The organism is Nitrospira sp. MA-1 (assembly GCA_032139905.1).
Taxonomy (GTDB): domain Bacteria; phylum Nitrospirota; class Nitrospiria; order Nitrospirales; family UBA8639; genus Nitrospira_E.
In genome coordinates this window covers 1,522,578-1,548,532 of record JAQJDB010000007.1, presented here as the reverse complement: position 1 = coordinate 1,548,532, position 25,955 = coordinate 1,522,578, and the positions used below count along the sequence as shown (strand labels likewise).

The following is a 25,955-nucleotide window of genomic DNA, read 5'->3' as shown; positions in this document are numbered from 1 at the left end:
AAATTATGGCGGCCATCAGGATTTGTAAATATAATGCTGTCAAGATAACTTTTCTGATCGGAATCGTTTTTCTCTGTGGACTGATATTTCCCTTAGGCCCGGTTCATTCCAAGGAATCTACTAAATCGGAACCTCCGATTACGGATTCAGGGACGATTTCCGGAACGATTCTCATTGTTGGCAATGGACCTGAGCGATATCTTCTGGAAATTCTGGCTGCGGGATTTGAGTCCCGCCATCCTTCTGTCTCCGTTGATATTTTCTGGCATCCTAATGCCAAACCAATCAGAACCATCGAACTTAATGAAGCTGATATTGGGATCACGGGCGAGGAGGTCCCTTCGCTCCGATCCACGGTCATTGCCAGAGACGGCATTGCCGTCTTAACCAATTTTTCAAACCCGGTAAAAGAAATGACTATCCAGCAAGTTGCGGATGTCTTTTCCGGAAAAATTCGTTATTGGTCTCAGGTCCATGAGGAAGCCCCTCAAACCAAAATTGTGCTGATCAATCGCACCCCTAATGAAAATATTCGACAAGGTTTCGAAAAAACATTACATATTCCAGATGGGATTCCGCGTTCCGCTCATAGGGCGGGAACCGAGAATGAAGCCATTAAAGCAGTGAGCGGAAATTTAGAGGCCATTACCTTTGTATCCATGACCCCAGCCCTCCGGGCCAAAGAAGATGGGATCGCGATAAATCTTCTGTTTATCAATCGGGTGGAGCCTGAAGTGCAAACCATATTGGACAATCGTTATCCACTCCAACGACCGGTGATGCTCATCACTCAATCCAGTCCCTCACAGCAGGTTCTGGCCTTTGAACAGTTTGCCCTTTCCCCAGAAGGCCAAAACCTAATGCGAAAAGGGAAATATTATCCACTTCTGAAGGACCAATAATTCGCGGAATCCCTGATTCGTTAGCTTATCTTCTGATACCATCTGGCCTCGAAAAATTCAGAACACGATCGGCACGGTCATGCATTCCTAAAGTTGAGACACGAACACTAGAATCGTATGTTAAAAAAAGTTTTGGTTGCCAATCGGGGAGAAATTGCGATGCGCGTCATCAGGGCATGTCGAGAATTCGGCATTGCCACGGCGGCGATTTATTCGGAAAGTGACGCCACCGCCATTTACGTCAAAAAAGCGAATGAAGCATATTTAGTCGGTCCGGGTCCTGTGCAAGGCTATCTTGATGCTCGACAGATTGTAGGATTAGCGAAGCGTATTCGAGCCGATGCCATTCATCCAGGGTATGGATTTTTGGCTGAAAACGCTGATTTTGCCAGGCTTTGTGAAGAGGCAGGCATTCTCTTTATTGGCCCATCTCCGCACTCACTTGAACTACTCGGCGATAAGGTCCAGGCTCGAGCACTGGCCATTAAAATCGGTGTTCCTGTTGTTCCCGGGACTGACGGCAGTGTTGGCACGTTGGAAGAGGCACTGACATTTTCCCATAAGGCGGGATACCCGGTCATGGTCAAAGCCAGCGCCGGGGGTGGAGGGCGAGGCCTTCGCGTCGTGCGATCAGACGATGAATTACAAGAGGCAATGGAAGCTGGGGCTCGAGAAGCCCTCGCCGCTTTTGGCAATGGTGATTTATTTCTTGAAAAATATGTGGAACGTCCACACCATATTGAATTTCAATTGCTGGCAGACAAAAACGGCTATGTGATTCATTTGGGAGAACGTGATTGTTCTATCCAACGGCGCCATCAAAAATTGATAGAAATTGCCCCGTCACTTGTATTAACCCCTCGTCTAAGAGCAGAAATGGGAGAAGCCGCCATCGCCATCGCTCGCGCCGCCCAGTTCTATAATGCCGGCACCGTGGAGTTTTTGTTAGATCCCGATGGACGTTACTACTTCATGGAAATGAACCCTCGTATCCAAGTGGAACATACTGTCACGGAACAGATTACTACCGTTGATATTGTGCAATCCCAACTATGGATTGCGGCAGGGCGTCCTCTGGTCTTCGGGCAGCATGAGGTCAATCTCCAGGGCTATGCCATTCAATGTCGGGTAAATGCTGAAGATCCCCAAAATGGATTTCGCCCATCATCGGGAAAAATTACCGCCTATTTGTCCCCGGGTGGTGTTGGAGTTCGGATTGACGGAGCGGTGTACAAGGATTATACCGTCCCTCCGTATTATGATGCCCTTCTCGCCAAGTTGACCGTTCATGGTCGGACCTGGGACGAAACTGTTCGCCGAACTCATCGCTCCCTTGAGGAATTTGTCCTGCGAGGTGTCAAAACTACCATTCCATTTATGGCAAAACTCATGGAAGAACCGGATTTCCGGGCCGGGCGATTTGATACCTCCTATCTTGAACGCCATCCCGAACTGTTTGAATATGAAGAGGCGGAAGAACCGGAAGATCTCGTCATTGCCCTATCCGCAGCTATCGCCGCATTTGAAGGATTATAACACCCTTTATGAAACGTTATGATCCATTGCCCATGTGAAAGGTCTCCTTATGTCACGAAAAACATCACACACCCATAAAAGCAAGAAGCCCAGTCGTCCGGTCCCTACCCGGATGAAATTGGATGCCGCTCCGGCCCTGGATATCGAAGCGTCTCCGAAGCGGCAGGTCTTTTTAACAGATGTGGCTCTACGAGACGGACACCAGTCCCTTTTAGCGACGCGTATGCGCACAGAGGATCTCTTATCCGTGGCTTCAGAATTAGACGAAGTCGGATTTTGGTCACTAGAAGTGTGGGGCGGCGCAACCTTCGATTCGTGTCTCCGGTTCCTTAAAGAGGATCCTTGGGAGCGCCTTCGAGCCTTTCGTGAAGCCATGCCGAAAACTCGTCTTCAAATGCTCTTGCGTGGGCAAAACCTTGTAGGGTATCGACATTATGCTGACGATGTCCTTGAAAAATTCATCGAATTATCGGCGCAAAATGGTATTGATGTCTTTAGAATCTTTGATGCCCTGAATGACATCAGAAACATCAAACCGGCCATGGAAGTTGTGAAGGCCTGCGGCAAGCATATTGAAGCGACTATTTGTTATACGGTCAGTCCGGTCCACAGTCTGAATCACTTTGTGGAACAAGCTAAACAACTCGAAGACCTCGGGGCAGACACCATTTGTATCAAGGATATGGCTGGACTTCTTCCTCCCTTTGAAGCCTATGAACTGATCTCCCGCTTAAAGGCAACCGTTCGGGTTCCGATTCACCTGCATACCCATTACACCTCTGGGATGGCTTCCATGTCTTCCCTCATGGCCATTATGGGCGGGTTGGATATATTGGATACCGCATTATCCCCCCTCTCCGGCGGCACCTCTCACCCCCCGACCGAATCATTTATTGCCGCCCTTCGCAACACTCCCTATGACACGAAATTAAATCTTGAACAAATCGCCCCGGCTGCAGATAAATTACGCAAAGCCCGTAAACGCTATCGGCAGTTTGAAAGCGATTTCACCGGTGTGGATACGGACATTCTCCTCTCCCAAGTGCCCGGGGGAATGCTTTCGAATTTAGCAGCCCAACTGGCCGAACAAAATGCGCTGGGAAAAATCAAAGAAGTGCTGGAAGAAATTCCACGCGTGCGAAAAGATATGGGATACCCCCCTTTGGTCACCCCCACGAGCCAAATTGTGGGAACGCAGGCGACGCTGAATATTTTGACCGGCGAGCGTTATAAAGTGATTACGAATGAAACCAAAAACTATTTTCAGGGTTTGTATGGGAAACCACCTGGTACCCTCAACTCGAAGATTCGGCAAAAAGCATTGGAAGGCGACGTGCCTGTAGCCGGTCGTCCCGCTGACAACCTTGATCCTGAGCTGGGAGATGCAACGCAGGAACTCGTAGGACGGGAAATGGCTGAAGAGGACATTGTCTCCTATGCGCTCCTCCCGTCCGTGGCCTTGCAATTTTTTGATGAACGGGAGCGAGGGGAACTCAAACCCGAACCCCTTCACGCCTCCCCGGAGAGTGGGCCGGCGGTGGCTCACGATCTACATTTAGCTCCGGTAGAATTCAACGTCACCGTTCACGGCGAAGCCTATCATATTCGCGTGTCGGGATCCGGCCAGACAGTAGACGGCGTGAAACCCTATTACATTAAAGTGAATGACAAACTTGAAGAAGTGTATCTTGAACCGATTCAAGAAGTCTTAGCCGGATCACCTGACCCTCCACCATCCCAGGCATCAAAGACGGAGAAACGTCCCAAGCCATCACAACCTGGAGACGTGACCACACCCATGCCCGGCCGGGTGGTCAAAGTCCTGGTGACAGAGGGTTCCACTGTCAACGTGGGTGATTCCCTGCTGGTAGTGGAAGCCATGAAAATGGAGAATCGAGTCCAATCGCCGATTGCCGGTTCCGTCATCACCATCTACGTCAAAGAAGGAGATGAAGTGAATCCTGATGAAACGCTGATTCATCTGGAATAATAATGCGGGGCTGTTCTCACTTTCGATTATTTCTCCTTTTCATGGTCGTGCTAGGATGCTTGACGATTTTGGGTTGTTCTTCCCTCAAAACGCTCCCTTCCGGAATCGACCTGATCCAACGTGTGCCCTATCAGACCACCAGAGTCAACACCCATCGCATTGCCTATCTTGACGTTGGGCAAGGTCCGCCGCTTATCCTCATCCACGGATTTGGCGGATCGATATGGCAATGGGAGCATCAATATTCGGTTCTAGCCCAAACTCACCGGGTCATCATCCTGGATTTGCTCGGTTCTGGGCTCTCTGATAAACCCGATGATGCGTATACGCCAAAATATCTCGTGGAGTTTTTTCGCCAATTCATGGATGCCCTCAATATTCCACGAGCGACGTTAGTCGGAAATTCCATGGGAGCCGGGTTGGCGATGGCCATGGCCCTTGACTATCCGGAGCGAGTGGATCGACTTGTGCTCATCTCGGGATTTCCCGCCCACGTTGAGAACAGCATCGCTTCACCACATTACCAACGCTTTCTCCACCACCGCCCTCCCATTTGGCTCGCAAAATTAGGAAACTGGATGGCCGGGAGAAGGACCACAGAATATATTCTCAAAGAAATTATCTATAATGCCGCACTCATCTCCCCTGCCATTATTGACCGTTCATTTCACAATCGACAAAGAGGCGATTTTCTTGTCCCCCTTTATTCATTGATGGACAATATCAAAACATGGGAGGGACAATATGGAAATAGGTTTCAGCAGATTTCTCATCATGTCCTGCTACTCTGGGGAGATCAGGACCGAGTGTTTCCGCTCGATGTGGGTGAACGGGTAAAAGACCAATTACCTCATGTCGAATGGCATGTCATCCCGGAAGCGGGGCATCTTGCCCAGTGGGAAGCACCTACTATGGTGAATCAATTTATCCTCTCATTTTTAGAACGAGATTTCTAAAGGACACATCACTCAACCGGGTATTTATCCCACGCGTATCTGAGAAAATGGTATTCTCTATATAACACCGATAGCTTAACCCGGATCATCGAGTTGGATAGAAGGAGCATCATCATGCAAAAAAATTCCTCCATTATGTCGTTACTTTTTATCCTAGCGGCTTCCTCATTAGCTGGATGTTCCACCCTGAATGGCCAATCAGACCAGAATTTTTCCTATAAAAACATTCCGATTGATAAAGAAACCGCCAGGACAGGAGAAGGGTCGACCATTCTTTTTCGAGGTACCCCCTTGCCGCTGAGTGGTATGGAAGTGAAAATCGGGGAGACTCTTCGTGCGGTCCCATTGGCAAAAGGTGACTTATCCCTCGTGAACATACATGAATCTCAAGGGAAAGTCCGCATCATCAGTATCGTGCCTTCCCTCGACACGAAAGTTTGCGAACAACAAACACATTACCTGAGTGAAAAAAACAAGGGTCTTGATCAGCAGGTGTCACTGATAACCATTAGCGTCGATACGCCTTTCGCTCAAGAACGATTTGCGAAAGAAGCAGGAATTGCCAATGTTGAATTTCTGTCAGATTTTCGAGGTGGAGAGTTTGGCATCTCGCATGGATTACTCTTGGAGAGACCCCATGTCCTAGCTCGAGCCGTCATGGTTGTCGATGCGAATAATGTGATCCGCTATCTCCAGGTCACTCCCGATCTCGGCCATATGCCGGATATGGAGAGAGCCTTTCAAGTAGCGCGATCCGTACTATCAAACTCGTGACACCACGCACGTCCATAAACATTCGCCACTTACTCTCATGACGTTTTCAGAACAATTACGAAATCGCGCCGCCCCTATTTGGACTGCCCAGTTAAGGCATCCTTTCGTCGTGGCATTGGGGAAAGGCACGTTACCGGCAAAAAAGTTTCAATATTACATCCTACAAGATGCCAGGTATTTAGAAGAATTGGCCAGAGTCTTTGCTCTAGGATCGGCCAAAGCGACGGATGGAGATACAGCCCTCCGCTTTGCAAAATTGGTTGAAGATACCATTACCGTCGAACGAGGCCTTCATGAATCCTATGGAAAGCAATGGGCTCTTTCCGCCAAGGACATGCGATCCACCCCCCTTTCCCCGACGAATTATGCCTATTGTCGGCATATGAGAAGCGTGGCTCAAACCGGGACACTCGGTGAAATCACCACGGTGGCCCTACCCTGTGCATGGGTCTATTGTGAAGTCGGACAACATCTTTTAGGGAAAACAACACCCAAACGCTCACATCCGTATTATGATTGGTTACAACTCTATGGGTCACCCGAGTTTGCGGAAGTCACCCGATGGATGCGCGAAGTCGTCGATCGATGCGCCAAGACAGCAGGCCGGGCAGAAAAAGCCAGAATGGAAGAAGCCTTTTTAATTAGTTCACAATACGAATGGATGTTTTGGGATATGGCCTGGCGGGAAGAGAAATGGCCCATATAGGACATTACATTCCTTAATCTTTAAACAACATGACGTGGACAGCATTCACTGCTTTCAAAACTCTGCCCGTTCATTCACGCAATTTCTCCCGGTGACAACGCAAGCACATGAAAAAAGTCCAATTCCCCTTTCTTTATATCCTGGTGTTATTCAATGTATGTGCAGGGATTCAATTTCCGGTCCAGGTCAATGGACAACCTCACATGGCAAAAGGAATCCAACCCCTTATCCAACTGGAAGGCCAGTCCTTGCACCAACTGATCCCCAGGGATACCCGTCCCCTCCTCCTTCCAGAAGAACAGGAAGCATTTCTTCAGGAACTTGAAGGCCATCCACCGGATTGGCCCACCTTACAGAGCCCGGATCACACTGAGCAAAGCGAGCGTCTATTCCAACTGAATCGCGCTCGGGACGAGGCCCGCCTCATCCACAAAAATATCCTTCAAAAACCCATTGCCTTTCTATGGTCAGGCTTTCTCCGGCAATATATGCCGGAATACGAGGGATATTCCGTAGCCTTAGGTCCAGAACTCACCTCGACATCGTGGGGGATTGTGCGCTTTAAGCCTGTGGGCTTGCCCGACTATTTGGTGGCCATCCCCTCTCTTGAATTGGTTAAGCAAATTCGGCGTCAGCAACAAACGGGTAAGCAAATTGCCATCGGCATCCTTTTTTTTGGTACTCTAGTTGCCGATGAATCTCTCATCTATAGCTTTTCTCATGATCAGGAGGGGGACGGAATGATTTTGCCCGTCGTCCAAATCGAGGGTGTAAGGTATTTCCTCTTCCCCCCGAATCCATCATCATCACATTAATCCACTGTTAACAAAGGACGTGTCAGATTTCTCCGACCCAAGCCATATCTAAACCATTCGTGCTATTAAAGTATTGGGGGCCAGTCGTCCTCTATGCTCTTGTTATTGTATATCTCTCCTCCCAATCCAATCCTGCCCAACAACTCCACCTCCCTTCATTTCTTTTTAAAATTAATGATAAAATTTTACATGCCTGCGAATATGGCGTACTCGGGATTTTGCTCTATCGGGCATTCAAATACACAACCCCGATGGCTGGAAATATGGGCCTCGCAATCATCTGCGTCATCGCATTCGGGATTTCCGATGAAATTCATCAGTGGTTTGTCCCCCAGCGTCAGGCTGACATTTGGGATCTCGTCGCCGATACCTTTGGCGCCGCCTTTCTGATTCTTGGATGGGTGCTCATTACCGAGAAAGGACGAAAACGGCTGACTATCTTCAAGTAACACTCACCCAGCACCATGGCACAGTTGTCACCAAACTGATATCCGCACTCAACAAACAGACAGCATCACTACATGAGGAAATCTATCAAGAAATCCCCAGATGACCGGATGGCCATTCTCGGCAACCAGAATGGAGTCACCTATCTTTTGGTCATGATGCTGGTTGTCGTCATGTCCATTGGAACGATGGAAGTCACTCAACAGTGGTCGGTTATAATGCAACGGGATCGAGAGGCCGAACTACAATTTCGTGGAACTAGTATTGCAAAAGCCATTGAGCGATTTGTGGCGGACTGGGAAATTCAGAAAAGCACACGTCCCAACCAATGGCCGCGAACGCTTGAAGAATTAACGAAGAAGTCACCAAAACGGTATCTCCGGAAGTCCTACGCTGATCCCATAACCGGAAACAAATTTGCGTTGATAAAAATTGGCCAGGAGATACATGGAGTCAGAAGTACCAGCACCGAGACCCCATATAATCAGAATGACTTCAAGGGTGCCAAAACTTACCAAGCCATCCGCTTCGAAGCCAAGGGAAACACCAACTGCCAGATCAATCCGCTCAATCCTAATGCGCCAACCAACTGTGCCCCTGCGGCCAACACACTCCCTTCTGGAGAACCTTCCCTAGGGAATACCCCTTCGACAAATTCCCCGATTCAATCTCCATCTACAGAAGCCCCAATCGAGGAAACTTCACCTTTACAGTAATCCTGAACCCATTCGAGCCCGCAGGGACGGGACTCAATATTGACGAAGGGATATCCGATACAGAAATTAGAGTAGCTTAAAGAAACGAGCAAGTAACTCTAGCCCGTATTTGACAAATATGCTAGGGTAAGGAGGATTTGTGAGATCTTCGTCTTACCCCCCCAGTCATTCTCATTACATATAGTGAAGGATATAATGCCTAGAATTAAGCCGTTTTGCGTGTTGGCCATGGTTTTTATGATGCTTCTGATGTCCTGCACTCTTCGTGAAACCCAGCTTGGGGATGAACTTGAACAAAAAGGTGATTTTGATGGAGCCGTGGCGGCTTATCGGGACGCCCTGAGGAAAGACCCCTTCAATAAAGAAATTGAGGATAAATTCCAATCGGTTAAAATCCGTGCCGCAGATCAGCATTTCTCCCGTGGAAGGCAAATGTTAAAAGAGCGGAAAATCGGTGACGCCCTTCAAGAATTTCAAATGGCTCTGGGGTTCGATCCACAGAATATTGAACACCATACGGCCCTCAACGATGTCTGGCGTTTAAAGACCGCTCATCAAAACTTGCTGGATGCCAAACACATGGAAGGTCTTGGCCGATATGACGAAGCCATGACGCTGTATGAATCATCTGTGGAATTCGACCCCTCCCTGTCGGAGGCGGTTGAGGGCATCACGAGAGTGGTCCAATTACAGAAAACCACCCAAGCCATCGGTGGCTCGGCGGAACCCGTGACCCTTCGGTTTCAGAATACCCGTCTTAAGCAAGTTTTTGAAATTTTGGCGAGAACCGCCAATATCGATATTTTATTTGATAAGGATGTGCGGGATGATCTCGTGACCATTTTCACCAAAGACACCCCCTTCGATGAAGCCCTAAATCTTATATTAACCACCAATCAACTGTTTGCCAAACGCGTCGGGCCTGACCGACTGTTGGTCATCCCCGATACCAAGCAAAAACGGGAGCAATATGATGACCTGCAAATTCGCACGTTTTATCTTTCCAATGCCAAGGCCAAAGATATCGCGAATCTTCTCCGGACGATACTGGAAACCAAGCGCGTCTATGTGAATGAACCGTTGAACACCGTGGTCATACGAGACGAACCGGCCAAGGTCAGCCTGGCCGAGCAGATCATCCTGGCCAATGATCGTAGCGACTCGGAAGTCCTGTTTGAAGTGGAAGTCCTGGAAGTCAACCGTACCAACAAACAAAACCTGGGCTTACAGTTTGCCAAAGAAGCCGGATTTGGTATTTTCCCGCCCGGCACTGAGTCTCCGTTATCTCCCGCATTTTCTCTTCCTTCAACATTTTCGTTCAAACAATTAACAGACATTGGTCAGGAATCGTTTATTTTTCGGTTTCCCAGCAGTGTCCTACTGAATTTTTTCAAACAGGAATCTCAGGCCAAAACCCTGGCTTCGCCTAAAATCAGAGTGCTCAATAATCAGAAAGCCTCCATCAATGTCGGGGACAAACAACCGATTCTTCTGTCCACCACGAATGTGTTACCAGGTCAGGCATCCACAGGTGCAGTTCCCACCACTTCGACCGTGACCTCCATTGAATTTAAGGATACGGGCATCAAACTCACCGTCGAGCCGACCATCCACTTGAATAACAGCATTTCCCTGCGGTTGCAGATAGAAGTCACACGCCTGGGAGCCAGGGAAATACTTCAAACATCTCCCTTAATTACCCAATTCAAGTTTGGAACCCGTACTGCGGACACCGCACTCAATATGCGGGATGGTGAGACCGTCGTGCTCGGCGGGCTCCTTTCAGAGGATGACACAAAGACGCGGGATAGCGTTCCCGGGGTCGATGACATTCCCGGCCTTGGTGACCTCCTCAGTAACACCAATAAGGAAAAAATTACGACTGAAGTCATTTTGGTGATTACCCCCCATATCGTCCGAAACGTCCAACCTCAGCAGTTAGCGAAACAGACTCTCTGGTCCGGGACGGCCAATCAGTACACCACCAAGCCGCTGTTTTCACAACCAAACCCGGCTGTGGCCCTTATGAACACCCAGGACTTCCCTACAGAAATGACCAATTCTTCGGACCCGTCCGAATTTCCGCAAAATCCGCAATTCACTGAGGGCAAGACGCCCACCCAGGAATCTGTAGAACAGGATACGGCAGAGGCATCTCAGCCGATTGCCGATGAACCTCACCTTCAAATACTACCGTCAGCCGCATCGATTAAAATGGGGGAAGAAATTTCCGTTACTCTTCAAGGGGAAAATTTCTCCAGTACCGGAAATTCGTCTCTCACGCTATCGTATGATCCGGCCGTTGTGACTTTTAAAAATGCAGTGGAAGGTCCCTTCTGGAGCAACCAGTCGGTTCCCTCCAGTCTCACGGTTTCTGTCGTCCCCAATATTGGTAAAATCGTGCTCCAAATGGGGCAACAAGGAAAGTCTGTACAAGGAAGTGGCTCGCTAGCCACGGTGGTATTCGAAGCCGCAGGAGCTGGGAATTCAAACATTGATATTCAACAAACAACGGTCTTGGGAGCCAATGGCCAACCTATCCCGGTCATGGTCCAACATGGCAGAATTTTGGTGGAATAAATCCTCGCCAACTCAAGGCGGGGTAACCTTAATCGAACTATTAGTCACGTTGGTCATTATGTTTATATTAGCCTCCGTCGCCCTACCCATTGCGAAAATCAGCATTAAACGATCGCAAGAGTTAGAGCTGCGCCATACCTTACGAACAGTACGAAGCGCCATTGATGCGTTTCATCTGGATTGGGCGAGAGATGGGACCGTTCGTACAGGGAAGCTCTGCGTGGAAAACGTGACGTCATGTCAGGAGGCCACCGGAGCGACCGGCTATCCTAAGACGCTGGAAACACTCTTGAAGGTTAAATTAACAGGAGAGAAAGCCCAACTGGGTGAGGAATCGGAAATTAAACGGTACCTCCGGAAAATCCCATTTGATCCAATAACAGAGTCCACCGAATGGGGGCTCCGGTGTTTCCAGGATGAATCAGACGAAACGCGGTGGTGCGGGGAAGATGTGTTTGACATCTATACCACCAGCGAAAAAAAGGCAATTGATGGGACCCCCTATCGTGAATGGTAATGACCCACTTTGTAGTTATTGGCAAAAAGGGCTACACTTTACTTGAACTCATGATTGTTGTGGCAATCGTGGGGATTCTCGTTTCCATCGCGATTCCCACGTTTCAACACACGGCAATCAAAGCCAAGGAAGCGGCTCTGAAACAAAATTTATTCACAATGCGAGCGGTCATCGATCAATTTTATGCGGATAGAAAGGAATATCCCGCAACCTTGGAGGACCTGGTGGAAGAGAAGTACCTTCGAGCCATCCCGGTAGATCCATTTACCAGGTCCTCGACCACATGGTCCGAAATTTATGAAGAACAGGAGGAGGGCGAGGACTCTCCTGCTGGAATTTTTGATATTAAAAGTGGGAGTAACGGCCAGGCGCTGGATGGCACTCCCTATACAGAATGGTAGGTAGCATATGAAACGTAATAGTTGGACACACATGGTACTGAGCGGCACATTTATCCTGGCCTTAGGCGGGTGTACTCAGAAATTGACGAAACCGGTCGCGGTCGATTCATCAATAGGGCATTCCTCCCAGCCTTCTCAACATCAGATTCTCCTTCAGGAGGCTAGAACCGAAAACGAAAATTTACGGGCTGAAATAGGGGCAATAAAAGTTCTCATGGCCAAACAAGCCGGTGAATTGCAATCGCTACGAGGCCATACTCAATCCATTCAGCATCGAGAACAGAATCAAGGGGTTGAACTGCAACACCTTCGTGGAGAACTTCTGAACTCTCAAGCGGAGCGGGATGAACTGCGAAGACACAACATGGAACTTGAAGGCCGGGTTGCCAGTATTCCGGACACCACGCAACTCATGGCAGACATTCAGACCCTCAACCAATCTTTTCACCAGATCATGACAAGCATAAAACAGCTTTCCACTGATGTAACTCTTATTAAACAACAAATCCACAAGCCCTCAGGTAAGGGACAACCTCTTCAAACGAAATTCCCAATCTCCCAACCACCGGTCTCTTCCGGAGATAAACGCATGCCAGATTCACAGGGACAGATCGTCATTCAAAGTGGCGACTCACTCTGGAAACTCTCGGAAATGTATCAAGTCTCTATAGCCCAATTACGCGAATGGAATGATCTCGATTCTGATGTAATTATGACCGGGTTGAAAATTCAGGTCACCTCCCCGACAGTCCCCCAGTTGAAATCGGTAAATACCTCGAGTAGTCCAAGTGAGGTGCCGACTTCCCCTGCTATCCAAGAGCCCCTGACTGAACCGGTACATGAAACCATTCCCCTAAAGGACAATCGTGTGGAAAGTGTCCCTGAGCCAAAACATATACTCTCGCTTGGCAATCCCCATTCGCCTGAGTCACCCTAGTGCCCCGGTTTCATTACAAAGCCGCTCGTCCGGATGGAACGATTATTGAAACCGATGGGGAAGGCGAATCACCTCGAACCCTTCGCTCTCAACTCGAGGCACAAGGACTGCTTGTTCTTGACCTGGCGGACTCTGGCACCAGAAAGATCGTCTCAGGTAAAAAACGGCAACGCCCTTTAGCGCTCAGAGATTTCCTGATTTTCAACCAGGAATTTTTAGCGTTACTCAAAGCCGGATTACCCATGTTACGGTGTTTTGATCTCCTGGCAGAACGGAACACCCAAGGGGGATTTCAACAAGCCTTACAATCGGTCCGAGAGCATATTCGAGGAGGATCGGCCATTTCTGAGGCCATGACCCATCATCCCACCTATTTCCCCGAACTCTACCAGGCCTCACTACGTGCCGGAGAACAGGCAGGCAATCTGCCGGAAGTCCTGAGCCGATATATTGCCTATTTGAAAATGCTAATCGGAGTTCGAGAAAAAGTCGTCAAAGCCACTATTTATCCCGTATTCTTATTGGGATTTGGACTCCTGGTGACCATCGGCCTGTTATTTTTTGTCCTACCCTCATTTGCGGAAGTCTATAAAGAAAGTCGCGTGGAATTGCCCTGGGCCACTCAGCTCCTGATTGATCTGACGCAATCGGCTACCCAATGGCTGATGGGACTTCTGATCCTCATGGGACTTGGGGGCATCGTAATCTATTGGTGGAAAAACACACCTCAAGGTCAATGGCAAATACATTGGTTATATCTCCATGCGCCAATACTTGGTCCCTTGTTTTTGAAGAACCAGGTCATTCGTTTGGCCAGAACGCTGTCAACCATTCTTGGAGGTGGAATCCCGTTGTTATCTGCGCTTCAGGTAACAGCGAAATCCATGCCCAATAAAGTCTTTGCCCAAGCGCTCCAATCAGTTATTGTTCATGTTCGAGAGGGTACCAGCCTCTCATCGGCATTGAAAAAAGAGAATTTTCTCCCACGCCTCACTCTGGAAATGGTTGAAGTGGGAGAAACCACCGGTTCACTTGAAGCCATGCTCTTTGAGGTCGCGGAGTTTCATGAAGGGGAATTGGACTTTCAATTATCCCGACTCATGACTTGGATCGAACCTATGTTCATTATTCTGATTGGGGTTATTTTAGGAGGAGTGGTGATTGCCCTCTATCTTCCTATTTTTCAAATGGCAGGGGCCGTGTAAGGACCAAGTGGCCTTAACAAAAGAATACCCATGACTACACCCGTCAAACGCATGCCATTCGAAGACCTCTTGGTGGAAAAGGGTCTCATCCGGGAACGGGATAAGGAGACTCTGCTCGAAACCGCACGCACGACAAACCAGACCATTGCGGCCATTTTGTTGGAACAAGGTACGCTCACGGAGGAGGTGATCGGCCAGGCTTTGGCTGATCAATATGGATTGCCCTGGAACAACCTCAAGGAATTTCGTATCCCCTCATCGCTGATGGAGTCCATCCCGGTCGAACTCATGCATCGGTATGAATTTGTGCCCATCGAACAAGAAGGCCCGATTCTGACAATCGCAATCGCCAAACCACAGGACCTGCGAATCATTGATGAACTGGAACACCAATTGGGATTTGAGTTGCGATTGGTCGTCTCGTCTCACTCAGCCATTCTTGAAGCCTTGGGCAATAGCGAAGGCAACAGCCAGGTGCTCACGCGCATCAAAGCCGAACTGGATCCGGTCCTGATCAAAGAAGACGAGAAAGGGGAGGAAGTCCTATCCGTTGAACGGATCACCAAGGACCTCAGCCCGGTAGTCAAACTGGTGAATACGATTATCTTAACCGCCCTGCAAAAGCAGGCGAGTGATATACATATTGAGCCCACCGAGCGCACGGTCGATGTGAAATTCCGTATTGACGGAGTTCTCTATTTAGCGATGGAACCATTTGATACCGGCATTCACCCCTCTCTTATTTCCAGACTCAAAATCATGTCCGAACTGGATATCGCGGAACGTCGTACGCCGCAAGATGGCCGGTTTAAATTACTTCTGAATCACCGAACCATTGATTTCCGGGTTTCCATTCTTCCAAGTGTGTACGGGGAATCGGTGGTCATCAGAATTTTGGATAAACAACATATTTCGGCGGGCGTCCAAGGGCTGCGCCTGGAAGCCCTGGGCTATACCGGCGAGGATCTGCGGCGTTTCCGCCGAGCCATCATTCGTCCCTATGGCATGGTCCTGGTCACCGGACCCACGGGAAGCGGAAAAACCACAACCCTGTATGCCGCTATCAATGAGGTGCACTCCGATGAAGATAAAATTATTACGATAGAAGACCCGGTGGAATATCAATTAAAGGGGATCGTACAAATTCCAGTCAATGAAAAGAAGGGGCTCACGTTTGCCAGAGGGCTTCGATCCATTTTGCGACACGACCCTGATAAAATTATGGTTGGAGAAATTCGGGATGTAGAGACGGCACAAATTGCCATACAATCGGCTCTCACGGGGCATTTAGTCTTTAGCACCGTGCATGCGAATAATGCCTTTGATGTCATTAGCCGTTTTGTGAATATGGGCATTGAATCGTATAATTTTGTGGCTTCCTTGAGTTGCATTCTCGCCCAGCGTCTGGTCCGATCCATTTGCCCAACCTGCCGTGTGCCAATCCAGATTCACCCTGAGCAATGTGAAGAATCCGGCATTGAGTATGAGGACGTCAAACACCTGACCTTCTATGAAGGCAAAGGCTGCAATGAATGTCACGGCTTGGGCTTCCGCGGCCGAAAGGCCATTACAGAATTCTTAGATATGACCGATTCCATCAAGGAAATGATTTTAAACGAGAAATCCATATCTGAAATTCGCACGGCTGCCATGGCCCAGGGGATGAGCACCTTACGGCAAGCAGCGCTTGAAAAAGTCTATCGAGGAGAAACCACACTCAAGGAAATTAATCGGGTCACTCCGATCGAGGAAATCTGATGCATTTTTTTCCCATTTCGGCACCCACCGTGGCACTCTCCATTTCTGAGGATGGGCTATGCCTGGTGGAAATCAAAAAATCTTGGCGAAAAAAGTCGCTCCGGCATATCGCCAGACTCCCGCTCTCGCCGGAAGTCCTCACCCTCTCTTCGGCAAAACCCAACATTGCCAATCCAAATGAATTTCTCACTCAACTTAAGGCACTGGTCAAGCCCTATCGTCGCCCGCTCTCCATTGCACTCAGTCTCCCCGACATATGCGCCCGGACTAGCATTTTTGATTTTGCATCCTTCCCCACCAAAAAACCGGAGCAAACGGCACTGGTGAATTGGCGTTTTCAACAGGACCTCAAACTCGATACCTCCCAATCGCGCCTGGCTTTTGGCCTCTACGTGCCCTCATCGGTCAGGGATTCCTCCCCAGGCAACAGAGGCCAGGTCAGAGTGTTAGGCACGGCCATTCGCCATGAAATTATTGAACAATATGAGAACATGTGCTTAGAAGCCGGCCTGATCCCAACTTCTGTGGGAATGTCGGGGCTCGATATCTTTGATCTGTACCGCCACAACATCCAGGACATGCTCACGGCTGAAAACCCCTCTCAGGCCTCCGCGCCCCCAGTCGTCATGTTTCTCTTCATAAGTCATTGGGGTTTTACTTTTTTAGCTTGTCAGGAAGGCAGTCCACGCTTCGTCCGCACGAAAGCTCTTGGCATCAAAACGGAAGCAAATCACTCTCAAGATTCTTCCGTGAATCCTGAGGCTGAGGAGGACAGGGAAACCAGAGAACATTGCACAACAACGTCAGAAGATCTGATTTCTAACGCACCCCAAGAATCCGACACAGGGAATAATCCCTATTATTCGTACATTGCCATGAAGGTAGAAAAGGAAATCCTGGCAACACTGCAATATTATTTCGAGATGTTTCCCATCTCTGCCACGGCATCTTCTCCGGTTAATCTGTTCATGACAACCGACCTGCCCTATGGACAGAGCCTTATGCCGCCTCTCGACCACATTCAACAGTCCCTGAAGGCCAGTGGAGGACATGAGCCTCAAATTCGAGTCACCTCGCTTTCTCATGCCTCACATTTTCATTTATTAAACAGACACCTGGCGGCAAGCAACCGGGAAGAAGCGGCATTGCCAGGCTATGCCAGTCTGATGGTGGCATGATGATTCCACGTGTACATAGGAATTTGTCTGCACCCGGCATTCATTTTCTTCAATTGTCCCAACTCGGGCTCACCCTCCTCACAGCCGGGACACTCGCTCTTACCGCTTCATTCTGGTGGCAGGGAAAGTCATTACATGAACAGATTGATATTCTAGAAGACCAAGCATCCAGTATCGAGACCACCAACAATCAATTGGTCTCTCAAGCCAGGGTGGCGGGGCTTGATCTTTCGCATCAGGCCATTCGAAGCATTCCATCAAAAGTCAATTTTGTGAAACAGGTTCGAGAACGGGTTGGATTTTCCTGGACACAATTACTGACCGATCTGGAAACAGCCGTTCCCTCGGATATCACCGTGAACTCGGTGTCTCTCGATGAAAAAACCGACACGATTCTTCTTCAAGGATCGGCAGCTTCCCTTCCAGACCTCAACCGGCTCATTCATCAGCTAGACAAGCACGCAGCCTTTCAGAATGTCTTGCTATCGCAGCATTCCACAAAAAACACCAAAGAGGATCAAGGTGGCTCCCATAGCGTGTTTACGCTCACAGTCACGTATGATCCTCGACGCTCGACCTCTCACTTGACAGGGGTTCCCAGGCAACGATGAATTCCTTTCAGATCATACAACGATCAAAGACGACGATCCGGATCACAAAATTTTTAAGTCCGTTGTTCATCGTGACAATCCTTGCAGGACTGTCATCGGTCGGGATGTTTGCCTTCATCTTTTACCCGGCCCAGGACCGTTTTGAACATATCACGGCCCTGAATCAAGCTTCCCTGCACACACAAAAAACCATGCAGACGGCCAGGCAGACCCAAACCATTCTATCCACCATATGGAACGCGCTTCCGGATTCCGGAGAATTCACAGATTTAAGTTTAGACATTGCCGATTTAGCAAAACGAAATCGCGTACAAATTCCAGGTATGGGATACGACTTCAAACCCCTCCCCCATAAACTGGCCACAAAAGGCACGTTTGCGTTTGAAGCCGTAGGACCCTATGAGGCTATTCGTAAATTCATTTTCGAACTAGAGCAACGCTGGCCCTACCTCTTTATTGAAAAACTGTCCGTTGAAACATCTAAAAAACAGAAAGGGGTCATCTTTAAGCTAAAGGTCTCTACCTTTCTGAAAGAATTCCCTGAACCGGTCAAAAAGACGAAAGCCTAATGACAAATCAACGAAAATGGCTAATGTTGGGGGGCTTACTATTGGCTTGGGGAATGGTGACAATCTTCCAATTGTGGGATTCGGAGCCAACAGATCCCATGCTTCACTCTGCCACGTCCGAAAACCCACTTCCACCACTTAAAGATTTGAAGTTAGACCCGGATTTTCCTAATCCTCGACAAACTGTCACGTTCTCTCTCCCTCGAAATATTTTTGCACCTCTGGGCATGGCCCAGATCGCCCGACAAGACACAAACAAAGCCACCACCTCTCGCCTCGCCAAGGCGGCACCCTCCCCGACGCCACCTCCACCCCAACCGCCGCCCCCAGGTCCTTCTTTTGCCGATCTTGCAGGACAGCGAGCCAGGGAACAACTCAACCAATTCCGGTTCCTGGGGTATTTAACCAAGGGGGGGGAAAGCCAGGCCTTCCTCACCAATGGGCAGGCCATTTATATCGTCAAACAGGGAGAGATCTTGGACGGTCGTGTGCAGGTGCACAGGATCGAACCAGAAACCGTGGTCCTGTCCACCCAGGTGTGGGAAACCGGCTCTCATGTTCAGGCCACCATTCCCTTAACACCCGACACCAGCGGGTAATCGGCTTCATAGCGTTTTCCCCTCGCATATTGGTATCCTTTTCCCATTATGTTGGAAAGTCGCAGTGTTTTTTTTCTTAGGAATCCTCCGGACACCGCCTTGTGGTGGCTTGTTGGAGTGTTGGCATACTGTGTTCTATGGGTATCTCCAGTCTTTTCAGCGACTTATGACTGTCTCGATGAATCCGGGGCACGTGTATTAACAGACAACCCGGTCCAACTATTCAACTGCACGCAATTGCCATCACAGAGCTCGACTCTCACCAATCAAACACCATCCACGGTTCCAACACTTCAAGCTACCACTAAATCCATTCCTAATCAGGCACCTCCTGACACACAAATCTCTATCGGGTTGTCCTCCTCCCTGGATGGGGAGAATCAGGATGGGCCTTTCAATGAGGATATCACCATCCCCCTCACCAAAAGTGGAGGATCATTCATCGTTCCGGTCGTGTTGAACCAGGAACGATCGGCCCAACTTATTGTGGATACCGGTGCCTCCATGACAGTCCTTTCAAATCAGGTCGCCATTGATCTCGGAATCCTTGGAACCACCGACAATGAACTCTTGACCGTCAACACGGCCGGGGGGTCAGTCCAAGTCAACATGAATTATCTCTCCTCAATCTCGGTAGGAACGGCACAAGCTACCAATGTCGCCGTCGCCCTTCACGATCTTCCCGATATTCCGGAACACATTGAGGGTCTTCTCGGCATGTCCTTCCTTAAACACTTTCTCGTGACGCTGGATGCGGAGCATGCTCAATTGATTCTCCGTCCCAAGCAAAAACCCTAATCTCATATACCGTCGTTCCGGGATGTTCAGAATCTCGGGGTTTGTGTGGCATTGCGTAGGTACAAAGCGAAAGAGGGATAGATTATTGATTTCTGCGCCAAGGATGTCCAACCACCAAAAAGACTCTTGAAGGTTTCAAATATTTGGTTTTCTCATTCACGCATGGGTAAGAAAAAACAGTCGGAGAACATTCATGGAGTGTTGAAAAAGACTGGTCCCGTTATGCACTGAGACCTCTCGAAGAGAAGGCCGCAGACACTTGGACAGACAGACGAAACTGAAAAGGAATTTACGGGTTGGAAGAAACCGGAGGCAGAGCCCCTAAATACGGGAAGGCACCAACCTGGATCAAGGAAGAATCGGACTGAAGACGAAAATCCCCGTTTTCAGGACTGACAAATCCGGGAGCAAATTGTACATCGGTTTTCCCTGCCCTATCCGGAGCCGGGGTGGGTGGAGTTCCGGTCATGACATAATCCCCCTGGTTGCTGGACAAGGCGTTAAAGGCCAGCGTGGTGTGACTCCCCGGAAAAAATAAAAAACCTACTGCGCTCTGACTAATAATATTTCCCTGTACATCGGCTTGCGCATCGTCATGAAAAGCAGCCCCACCTCCATTCTGAGCCAGGGTATTTTGAATCAACCGGGCTTTGGACTGATCAGTCATCAACACGGCTTCATAAAGACTTCGGGTTATCACATTCTGTCTGAGGGTCACATCAGAGTTGCCCCCGATAGCCACGCCATGGTCATTATGGTAAATCAGATTGCCCGATAGGGTGCCTGTAGAATCCGCAAATGCCACACCTGTTGTTTCACTGTCACCAATCACACAATCTTCCAAAAGAACATCCTGCACCTGTTGACTAAACACCATGCCATTGACACGAATCCGTGTTAATCGCACGCCACTGCCATTAAAAATGCCAACCCCCAATCCTCCATGTTGAATCACGGAGAGATCTTGAATCGTCACATTCGTTGCCCCATAGGGCCATTTGCCAATATGAAGAGTCCCGACACGCTTTTTTCCGGTCAGAACTACCAGGTCCATGCCTTCACCGATAATCGACAAACCCTCCTTGCTATGCACAGTAACATCCTCGGCATAGGCTCCCCGTTTAATCAAAATCGTATCACCTGATGCAGCCTGATCAATCGCTTCTTGAATCGAGGTGAAATGCCCCGACCCATCCAAGGCAACCTGCCATACCGACGGGGCAATTGCCCCAGAAGGGGAAAGTTCCTCAGAATTGGCAAACCCCAATCCAGGCAGGACACACAAAAACAGGGCATAAAAAAAGAGAGCTGGTCGAAAGGTGGTCGGCATTTGTTGAACTCTCACGGTGTTAATTCCCCCTTATCAAGCTCTTGGCAGTCGATCGGCTCACCCAAAGGAAAGGACTCTCATCGAGTCAATAACCCAAGGGGTTTGGAACGGTCAAGCAAATGTCAAAAATTTTCCTCATTTATTGTCGCTCCCAACCCCCTATGCTAAGGTTGGTTATGGTCGTTGTCGGGTTAACTGGAGGATTGGCATCAGGAAAAACGACCGTCGCCAAAATATTTCAATCACTTGGAGCCAGGATTATTGACGCCGACGAACTGGCCAGAGCCGTTGTCAAACCTGGAAAACCTGCTTGGAAGAATATCGTCAAGGAATTCGGGCCACGAGTGCTTGCCAAAGACCACACCATTAATCGCCAAGCTCTCGCCGAAATTGTGTTTAAATCCCCTAAGAAATTACACGTTTTGCAAGCGATCATCCATCCCCGTGTCGCCCGCGAACAGGCCAAACAGGTTAAGAACATGCGACACGAAAATCCTCATGCGGTTATCATTTATGATGCCGCGTTATTATTGGAAGCCGGTGCACACAAGCGTATGGATCATGTCATTGTGGTCACCGCCGACCGGACCACTCAACTCGCTCGCGCCTGCCGTCGTGATGGCCTGACCAAGGCCCAAGCCCTCCGGCGAATCAGACAACAAATGCCCCTTCGCCGCAAGCTTGACTATGCCGACGCCGTGTTGGATGGAACTTGGTCACGTACCCGGTTGCGCCATGCGGTCCAGTCATTGTATAGGACATATGACAGTGAGGCGCGGTCACGAACGACCCGTCGCAGCCTCAATACCCCATAGACCGTTCACCTACATGTCTAACTGTAAGGAGTTCACGCATGGTGCATGACGTCATTATTCTGGGTTCGGGCCCGGCTGGATTAACCGCCGCCGTCTATACCGCTCGAGCCAATCTTTCCCCCTTGCTCATTGATGGTTCGCAGCCTGGCGGACAATTAACCATCACCACCGATGTGGAAAATTTCCCCGGATTCCCCAAAGGCATCATGGGCCCTCAACTCATTCAAGACATGCGGGCCCAAGCCGAACGGTTCGGCACCCAATTTCGCCAGGGGCATGTCACCAGCGTAGATCTCCAGGTGCGCCCCTTTAAGGTCACGGTTGATGATGAAGCCACTCTGGAAACTCGAACTCTGATTATTGCGACCGGAGCCTCGGCAAATTTACTAGGCCTACCCTCCGAAAGCCGCCTCATGGGTCATGGCGTCTCGACATGTGCCACCTGCGACGGGTTCTTCTTTCGTGGCAAAGAGATTGCGGTCATCGGCGGCGGTGATAGCGCCGTAGAAGAAGCGACATTCCTGACAAAATTCGCTTCAAAAGTCACGCTCGTTCATCGTCGCGATAAATTGCGCGCATCAAAAATCATGCAGGACCGGGCCATCAACAATGAAAAAATCGCCTTTCAATGGAATAGTGCTCTTGAAGAGGTCCTGGGTGATGAGGTCGTGAAGGGAATCCGGGTCCGCAACGTCCAAACCAACCAGGTTGAAGAGATTCCCCTATCTGGCGTCTTCGTGGCCATCGGCCATACGCCGAACACCAGCTTGTTTACCGGACTCATCGATATGGACGAGCAGGGCTACATCCGCACTCAGCCAAATCGCTCTACCACCAACATCCCCGGCGTTTTTGCATCAGGTGATGTGCAGGATTCACATTATCGCCAGGCCATTACGGCTGCCGGATCGGGATGCATGGCGGCCATCGACGCCGAGCGATACCTAGAATCACTCCACTAATGCTTCATGTCCTAGTGCATTATCATGAACTCGCCCTCAAGGGAGGCAACCGGAAACATTTCGAATACCGGTTAGTCCACCATCTACGAGGGGCCCTGAAACCCCTGGCACATGTGCATGTCGAAGCACTCCAGGGACGAATACGGGTGAGCTTCGAGGATGAGGCGGCATGGCCGCGCTTGCAGGAACAGATCAAGCGCGTATTCGGTATCGTCAATTTTTCTTTGACCAGAGCCGTGCCATTGGCTTACGACCAATCCGATCTTACGGTTCTCAAAGATGCGATCGTTGCCCACCTGCCCACTCATCCTTACGCTACCTTTCGAGTCAGTGCCAAACGGGCAGACAAGCGATTCGTCAAAACCTCCATGGACGTGGAACGAGAAATCGGGGCCGCCGTCGCCGACCATACCGGCAAGCGAGTCAATCTTTCACACCCCGCCATGACGATTTTTATCGAATTAGTCCCGCCCTACGCCTACTACTCCTGTCAACGAGACGCGGGACCCGGGGGACTACCGACGGGGACCGGGGGAAAAGTCATCTGTCTCATTTCCGGTGGTATCGATTCTCCAGTGGCAGCCTATCGCATGATGAAACGTGGCTGTAAAGCCGTCTTTGTGCATTTTCACGGTCGGCCATATCTCTCACGGGTTTCTGAGGAAAAAGTCCGCGATCAGGTCGCGTTGCTCACGAAGTACCAACTTTCTTCCCGTCTTCATCTCATTCCCTTTGGTGATATTCAAAGCCAAATCGTCATCAACACGCCGCCACCCGTTCGCGTCGTGCTTTACCGTCGCTTGATGCTCCGCATCGCCACACAAATTGCCGGACAGGAGGAGGCATGGGCCCTCACGACCGGGGACAGCCTGGGTCAGGTGGCGTCCCAAACCCCGGAAAATATTTCCGTAATTAACGAAGCGACGTCTCTTCCCATTCTTCGACCGCTTATCGGGATGGATAAACTGGAAATCACGCAACAGGCTCAAGCACTGGGGTCATTCGAAACCTCCATCGAACCTGACCAGGACTGCTGCACCCTCTTTGTCCCAAAACATCCACAAACACGATGCCAGCTACCCCATATACTCAAAGTCGAGCAAGCCCTCGACATTCCCCAGCTGGTTCAGCAAAGCCTAGAAGGGAAAGAATTGGTCACTTTCTCCCATGCAGAGAGGATGGATCGAAGGGCGCCACAGTAGAATGCTGCTTCACCGGTTCAAACCATCGCACACCAGTGACGGTAACCGTCCATACTCTGGATAAACGATATGACCAGTCCTATTTAGGGAAATGCCAGAATTCTATTTTCCATTTTCAGCAAAACATAATTCTCCAACCGTCCTACATTGGAAAAACCATAACCAAAGGAAAATCTTCAGTGAGGAACACGTGAGCATCATGCCTCCTACTATCCTGTTTACCTGGCTCTATCGGGTTTTTTTCGGGTTACTACTAATTCAAGGCCTATGGGAACCAATAAACCACAAGCTGTACCCTGGACTACCTTCCGCCTGGGCCGAACCACACAACATTTCGGAGGAAGACACTCACCACAAGTACACCGTCCACCATCCGGACGCTGCTCCGCAGGTCGGACAATGGGAAGGCTCCCCGGAAGGGATTGCCTATAGCGAATTCAACCATGCGTTCGTTGGAGTCGGTGTCATTCTGATGGGTCTCAGTGAATGGCAAAGAGTACTGGGCTGGCAGGCATTCATGTGGGTTCGTTGGCTCTTGCCGGGTTCACTGATTGGATCAGGAATCTTCCTGTTAATCTGGAGCGATCATTTGGCATGGCCCATTGGCTCATGGACATTAGCCGAAACCTTATCCGGAAAAGATCCTGAAATTCTGCAACATAAAATATTCGGCATCCTGGCCCTGGCTGTCGGCCTGGTGGAAGGGTTCCTTCGGGCTGGAAAATTTTCTCACATGTTCTGGCGATCACTTCTGCCGAGTTTTGCCCTGGTCGGTGGCTTTATGTTGTTTCGCCACATGCATGGCCTCCATCCAGGTGGCCACGACATTCAGACTCACCATAACATCATGGGCACATTGGCTTTAGCAGGTGGGCTAGCCTGGTTTGTCGGCGAGTTCATACCCCGATCCCAGGCCGCGTTGCAGACGACCTCCCGCGTCAAATTTGGATGCAAAATCCTCTGGGCTCTCCTGGTCATCACAATCGGCGTGCAATTACTTTTCTATTCTGAGTCCTAATGAGAGTTCCCTCCCTACATATCAATAAAGGAGAACCCACTCATTGATCAGCTTCTTACCGAATACCAACACAGCGAATGAGTGACATCATTCGGGGCGTGAATCAACGATTCGGACCAACCTCGAATTCAAGGGCAGTCTGATGAGCGACCAATACCCTACCGTATTCTCAAACAGTACTCCTTCACCCTGCATCCTCCCCACACCAAATACACAACGCCCCGCTCACCATGAGAATCAGGACACATTTCGAACGCCATGAATTTCCGGAATTCTCTCACCCAACCTCATGGTGTTCTGGGAACCAGTGAAAGGCCTGTGCAGTCTTCTCATTTTTGGGACGGTTTAAATATGGCGTGCGCCTTCTAAAGGACATCCTAAGCGCCATCAGCAGCGCAATACAGGCTATGGCAATTCCCGATAAAATGTCCGGGACGATATGAGTATGCATGAGACGGATCCGTGGCCGGGAATTAAAATCCGCCAATTCCGTTCGTAGTATATTCCAACTCACGAATGTAAATTTACCGCTTGAACAAGCCATAAAGAGAATGGTGAGATCTGAAATCGTTTTTTGAATTTACTCCTTCGGGGAGAGAGATTGAATGAGGCATAAGGAAATATTTTCTGGAA

At 49.5% G+C, this 25,955-nt stretch carries 25 protein-coding genes; 24 read left to right on the top strand and 1 reads right to left on the bottom strand.

Features of this window, described 5'->3' with window-relative positions:
* The first annotated feature begins 5 nt into the window (after window positions 1-5).
* The 20 genes from PJI16_19790 (at window position 6) to PJI16_19695 (ending at window position 19,995) form a co-directional block, all read left to right on the top strand.
* Window positions 6-902: a substrate-binding domain-containing protein gene (locus tag PJI16_19790; GenBank protein MDT3779807.1), complete on the top strand. Its 897-nt coding sequence runs from the start codon at window positions 6-8 to the stop codon at window positions 900-902.
* A 117-nt stretch (window positions 903-1,019) separates the two neighbouring features.
* Entirely contained in the window at window positions 1,020-2,438 is a 1,419-nt protein-coding gene (locus PJI16_19785; GenBank protein ID MDT3779806.1) for an acetyl-CoA carboxylase biotin carboxylase subunit, read from the top strand.
* Between the two features lie 112 nt (window positions 2,439-2,550).
* Window positions 2,551-4,428: a sodium-extruding oxaloacetate decarboxylase subunit alpha gene (gene oadA / locus PJI16_19780; protein ID MDT3779805.1), complete on the top strand. Its 1,878-nt coding sequence runs from the start codon at window positions 2,551-2,553 to the stop codon at window positions 4,426-4,428.
* A gap of 2 nt (window positions 4,429-4,430) precedes the next feature.
* Window positions 4,431-5,384 (top strand): alpha/beta fold hydrolase, encoded by a 954-nt coding sequence (locus PJI16_19775; protein ID MDT3779804.1) that lies wholly within the window; start codon window positions 4,431-4,433, stop codon window positions 5,382-5,384.
* A 114-nt stretch (window positions 5,385-5,498) separates the two neighbouring features.
* Entirely contained in the window at window positions 5,499-6,158 is a 660-nt protein-coding gene (gene tpx, locus PJI16_19770; protein ID MDT3779803.1) for a thiol peroxidase, read from the top strand.
* A gap of 37 nt (window positions 6,159-6,195) precedes the next feature.
* Window positions 6,196-6,864, top strand: a complete 669-nt coding sequence (gene tenA / locus PJI16_19765) for a thiaminase II (GenBank protein ID MDT3779802.1) — start codon at window positions 6,196-6,198, stop codon at window positions 6,862-6,864.
* A gap of 107 nt (window positions 6,865-6,971) precedes the next feature.
* On the top strand, window positions 6,972-7,679 hold the full coding sequence (locus PJI16_19760) for a hypothetical protein (GenBank protein ID MDT3779801.1): 708 nt from the start codon (window positions 6,972-6,974) through the stop codon (window positions 7,677-7,679).
* 59 nt (window positions 7,680-7,738) lie between these two features.
* Window positions 7,739-8,128, top strand: a complete 390-nt coding sequence (locus PJI16_19755; GenBank protein ID MDT3779800.1) for a VanZ family protein — start codon at window positions 7,739-7,741, stop codon at window positions 8,126-8,128.
* A gap of 72 nt (window positions 8,129-8,200) precedes the next feature.
* A complete protein-coding gene (locus PJI16_19750) occupies window positions 8,201-8,842 on the top strand; it encodes a hypothetical protein (GenBank protein MDT3779799.1) in 642 nt (213 codons plus the stop codon).
* A 195-nt stretch (window positions 8,843-9,037) separates the two neighbouring features.
* Window positions 9,038-11,422, top strand: coding sequence for a cohesin domain-containing protein (locus PJI16_19745; GenBank protein MDT3779798.1), 2,385 nt, complete (start codon window positions 9,038-9,040; stop codon window positions 11,420-11,422).
* Window positions 11,400-11,939: a type II secretion system protein gene (locus PJI16_19740; GenBank protein MDT3779797.1), complete on the top strand. Its 540-nt coding sequence runs from the start codon at window positions 11,400-11,402 to the stop codon at window positions 11,937-11,939. The genes PJI16_19745 and PJI16_19740 overlap by 23 nt, the downstream gene beginning before the upstream one ends.
* Complete coding sequence (locus PJI16_19735) at window positions 11,939-12,340, top strand: prepilin-type N-terminal cleavage/methylation domain-containing protein (GenBank protein MDT3779796.1); 402 nt, start codon at window positions 11,939-11,941, stop codon at window positions 12,338-12,340. Before PJI16_19740 ends, PJI16_19735 begins: the two co-directional genes overlap by 1 nt.
* A gap of 7 nt (window positions 12,341-12,347) precedes the next feature.
* Window positions 12,348-13,277, top strand: coding sequence for a LysM peptidoglycan-binding domain-containing protein (locus PJI16_19730; GenBank protein MDT3779795.1), 930 nt, complete (start codon window positions 12,348-12,350; stop codon window positions 13,275-13,277).
* A complete protein-coding gene (locus tag PJI16_19725; GenBank protein MDT3779794.1) occupies window positions 13,277-14,482 on the top strand; it encodes a type II secretion system F family protein in 1,206 nt (401 codons plus the stop codon). The genes PJI16_19730 and PJI16_19725 overlap by 1 nt, the downstream gene beginning before the upstream one ends.
* A gap of 30 nt (window positions 14,483-14,512) precedes the next feature.
* Window positions 14,513-16,240, top strand: coding sequence for a GspE/PulE family protein (locus PJI16_19720; GenBank protein MDT3779793.1), 1,728 nt, complete (start codon window positions 14,513-14,515; stop codon window positions 16,238-16,240).
* A complete protein-coding gene (locus tag PJI16_19715) occupies window positions 16,240-17,418 on the top strand; it encodes a hypothetical protein (protein MDT3779792.1) in 1,179 nt (392 codons plus the stop codon). The genes PJI16_19720 and PJI16_19715 overlap by 1 nt, the downstream gene beginning before the upstream one ends.
* On the top strand, window positions 17,415-18,029 hold the full coding sequence (locus PJI16_19710; GenBank protein ID MDT3779791.1) for a PilN domain-containing protein: 615 nt from the start codon (window positions 17,415-17,417) through the stop codon (window positions 18,027-18,029). Before PJI16_19715 ends, PJI16_19710 begins: the two co-directional genes overlap by 4 nt.
* Window positions 18,026-18,598: a hypothetical protein gene (locus tag PJI16_19705; protein ID MDT3779790.1), complete on the top strand. Its 573-nt coding sequence runs from the start codon at window positions 18,026-18,028 to the stop codon at window positions 18,596-18,598. Before PJI16_19710 ends, PJI16_19705 begins: the two co-directional genes overlap by 4 nt.
* Window positions 18,598-19,197, top strand: a complete 600-nt coding sequence (locus PJI16_19700) for a hypothetical protein (GenBank protein MDT3779789.1) — start codon at window positions 18,598-18,600, stop codon at window positions 19,195-19,197. Before PJI16_19705 ends, PJI16_19700 begins: the two co-directional genes overlap by 1 nt.
* Window positions 19,198-19,245: 48 nt before the next feature.
* Complete coding sequence (locus tag PJI16_19695; GenBank protein MDT3779788.1) at window positions 19,246-19,995, top strand: retropepsin-like aspartic protease; 750 nt, start codon at window positions 19,246-19,248, stop codon at window positions 19,993-19,995.
* A 289-nt stretch (window positions 19,996-20,284) separates the two neighbouring features.
* On the opposite strand, the gene PJI16_19690 is transcribed toward PJI16_19695, so the two are convergent.
* Entirely contained in the window at window positions 20,285-21,340 is a 1,056-nt protein-coding gene (locus PJI16_19690; GenBank protein MDT3779787.1) for a pectinesterase family protein, read from the bottom strand.
* Window positions 21,341-21,501: 161 nt separating this feature from the next.
* Between PJI16_19690 and coaE the strand changes: the two genes are divergently transcribed.
* From coaE to PJI16_19670, 4 genes are all read left to right on the top strand, one after another.
* The gene (gene coaE, locus PJI16_19685) at window positions 21,502-22,140 is read left to right on the top strand and encodes a dephospho-CoA kinase (GenBank protein MDT3779786.1); all 639 of its coding nucleotides are present in this window, start codon (window positions 21,502-21,504) and stop codon (window positions 22,138-22,140) included.
* Between the two features lie 41 nt (window positions 22,141-22,181).
* Complete coding sequence (gene trxB, locus PJI16_19680; GenBank protein MDT3779785.1) at window positions 22,182-23,102, top strand: thioredoxin-disulfide reductase; 921 nt, start codon at window positions 22,182-22,184, stop codon at window positions 23,100-23,102.
* On the top strand, window positions 23,102-24,304 hold the full coding sequence (thiI, locus tag PJI16_19675; GenBank protein ID MDT3779784.1) for a tRNA 4-thiouridine(8) synthase ThiI: 1,203 nt from the start codon (window positions 23,102-23,104) through the stop codon (window positions 24,302-24,304). Before trxB ends, thiI begins: the two co-directional genes overlap by 1 nt.
* Before the next feature lie 199 nt (window positions 24,305-24,503).
* Window positions 24,504-25,322, top strand: a complete 819-nt coding sequence (locus PJI16_19670) for a hypothetical protein (protein ID MDT3779783.1) — start codon at window positions 24,504-24,506, stop codon at window positions 25,320-25,322.
* Window positions 25,323-25,955 lie beyond the last annotated feature (633 nt).

Coding starts and splice junctions, on each gene's coding strand:
- PJI16_19785 (MDT3779806.1), top strand. CDS start 1,020: ATGTTAAAAAAAGTTTTGGTTGCCAATCGGGGAGAAATTGCGATGCGC.
- PJI16_19740 (MDT3779797.1), top strand. CDS start 11,400: ATGGCAGAATTTTGGTGGAATAAATCCTCGCCAACTCAAGGCGGGGTA.
- thiI (MDT3779784.1), top strand. CDS start 23,102: ATGCTTCATGTCCTAGTGCATTATCATGAACTCGCCCTCAAGGGAGGC.
- PJI16_19750 (MDT3779799.1), top strand. CDS start 8,201: ATGAGGAAATCTATCAAGAAATCCCCAGATGACCGGATGGCCATTCTC.
- PJI16_19730 (MDT3779795.1), top strand. CDS start 12,348: ATGAAACGTAATAGTTGGACACACATGGTACTGAGCGGCACATTTATC.
- tpx (MDT3779803.1), top strand. CDS start 5,499: ATGCAAAAAAATTCCTCCATTATGTCGTTACTTTTTATCCTAGCGGCT.
- PJI16_19705 (MDT3779790.1), top strand. CDS start 18,026: ATGAATTCCTTTCAGATCATACAACGATCAAAGACGACGATCCGGATC.
- oadA (MDT3779805.1), top strand. CDS start 2,551: ATGAAATTGGATGCCGCTCCGGCCCTGGATATCGAAGCGTCTCCGAAG.
- PJI16_19775 (MDT3779804.1), top strand. CDS start 4,431: ATGCGGGGCTGTTCTCACTTTCGATTATTTCTCCTTTTCATGGTCGTG.
- coaE (MDT3779786.1), top strand. CDS start 21,502: ATGGTCGTTGTCGGGTTAACTGGAGGATTGGCATCAGGAAAAACGACC.
- PJI16_19745 (MDT3779798.1), top strand. CDS start 9,038: ATGCCTAGAATTAAGCCGTTTTGCGTGTTGGCCATGGTTTTTATGATG.
- tenA (MDT3779802.1), top strand. CDS start 6,196: ATGACGTTTTCAGAACAATTACGAAATCGCGCCGCCCCTATTTGGACT.
- PJI16_19710 (MDT3779791.1), top strand. CDS start 17,415: ATGATGATTCCACGTGTACATAGGAATTTGTCTGCACCCGGCATTCAT.
- PJI16_19695 (MDT3779788.1), top strand. CDS start 19,246: ATGTTGGAAAGTCGCAGTGTTTTTTTTCTTAGGAATCCTCCGGACACC.
- PJI16_19715 (MDT3779792.1), top strand. CDS start 16,240: ATGCATTTTTTTCCCATTTCGGCACCCACCGTGGCACTCTCCATTTCT.
- PJI16_19720 (MDT3779793.1), top strand. CDS start 14,513: ATGACTACACCCGTCAAACGCATGCCATTCGAAGACCTCTTGGTGGAA.
- PJI16_19735 (MDT3779796.1), top strand. CDS start 11,939: ATGACCCACTTTGTAGTTATTGGCAAAAAGGGCTACACTTTACTTGAA.
- PJI16_19670 (MDT3779783.1), top strand. CDS start 24,504: ATGCCTCCTACTATCCTGTTTACCTGGCTCTATCGGGTTTTTTTCGGG.
- PJI16_19700 (MDT3779789.1), top strand. CDS start 18,598: ATGACAAATCAACGAAAATGGCTAATGTTGGGGGGCTTACTATTGGCT.
- PJI16_19790 (MDT3779807.1), top strand. CDS start 6: ATGGCGGCCATCAGGATTTGTAAATATAATGCTGTCAAGATAACTTTT.
- PJI16_19760 (MDT3779801.1), top strand. CDS start 6,972: ATGAAAAAAGTCCAATTCCCCTTTCTTTATATCCTGGTGTTATTCAAT.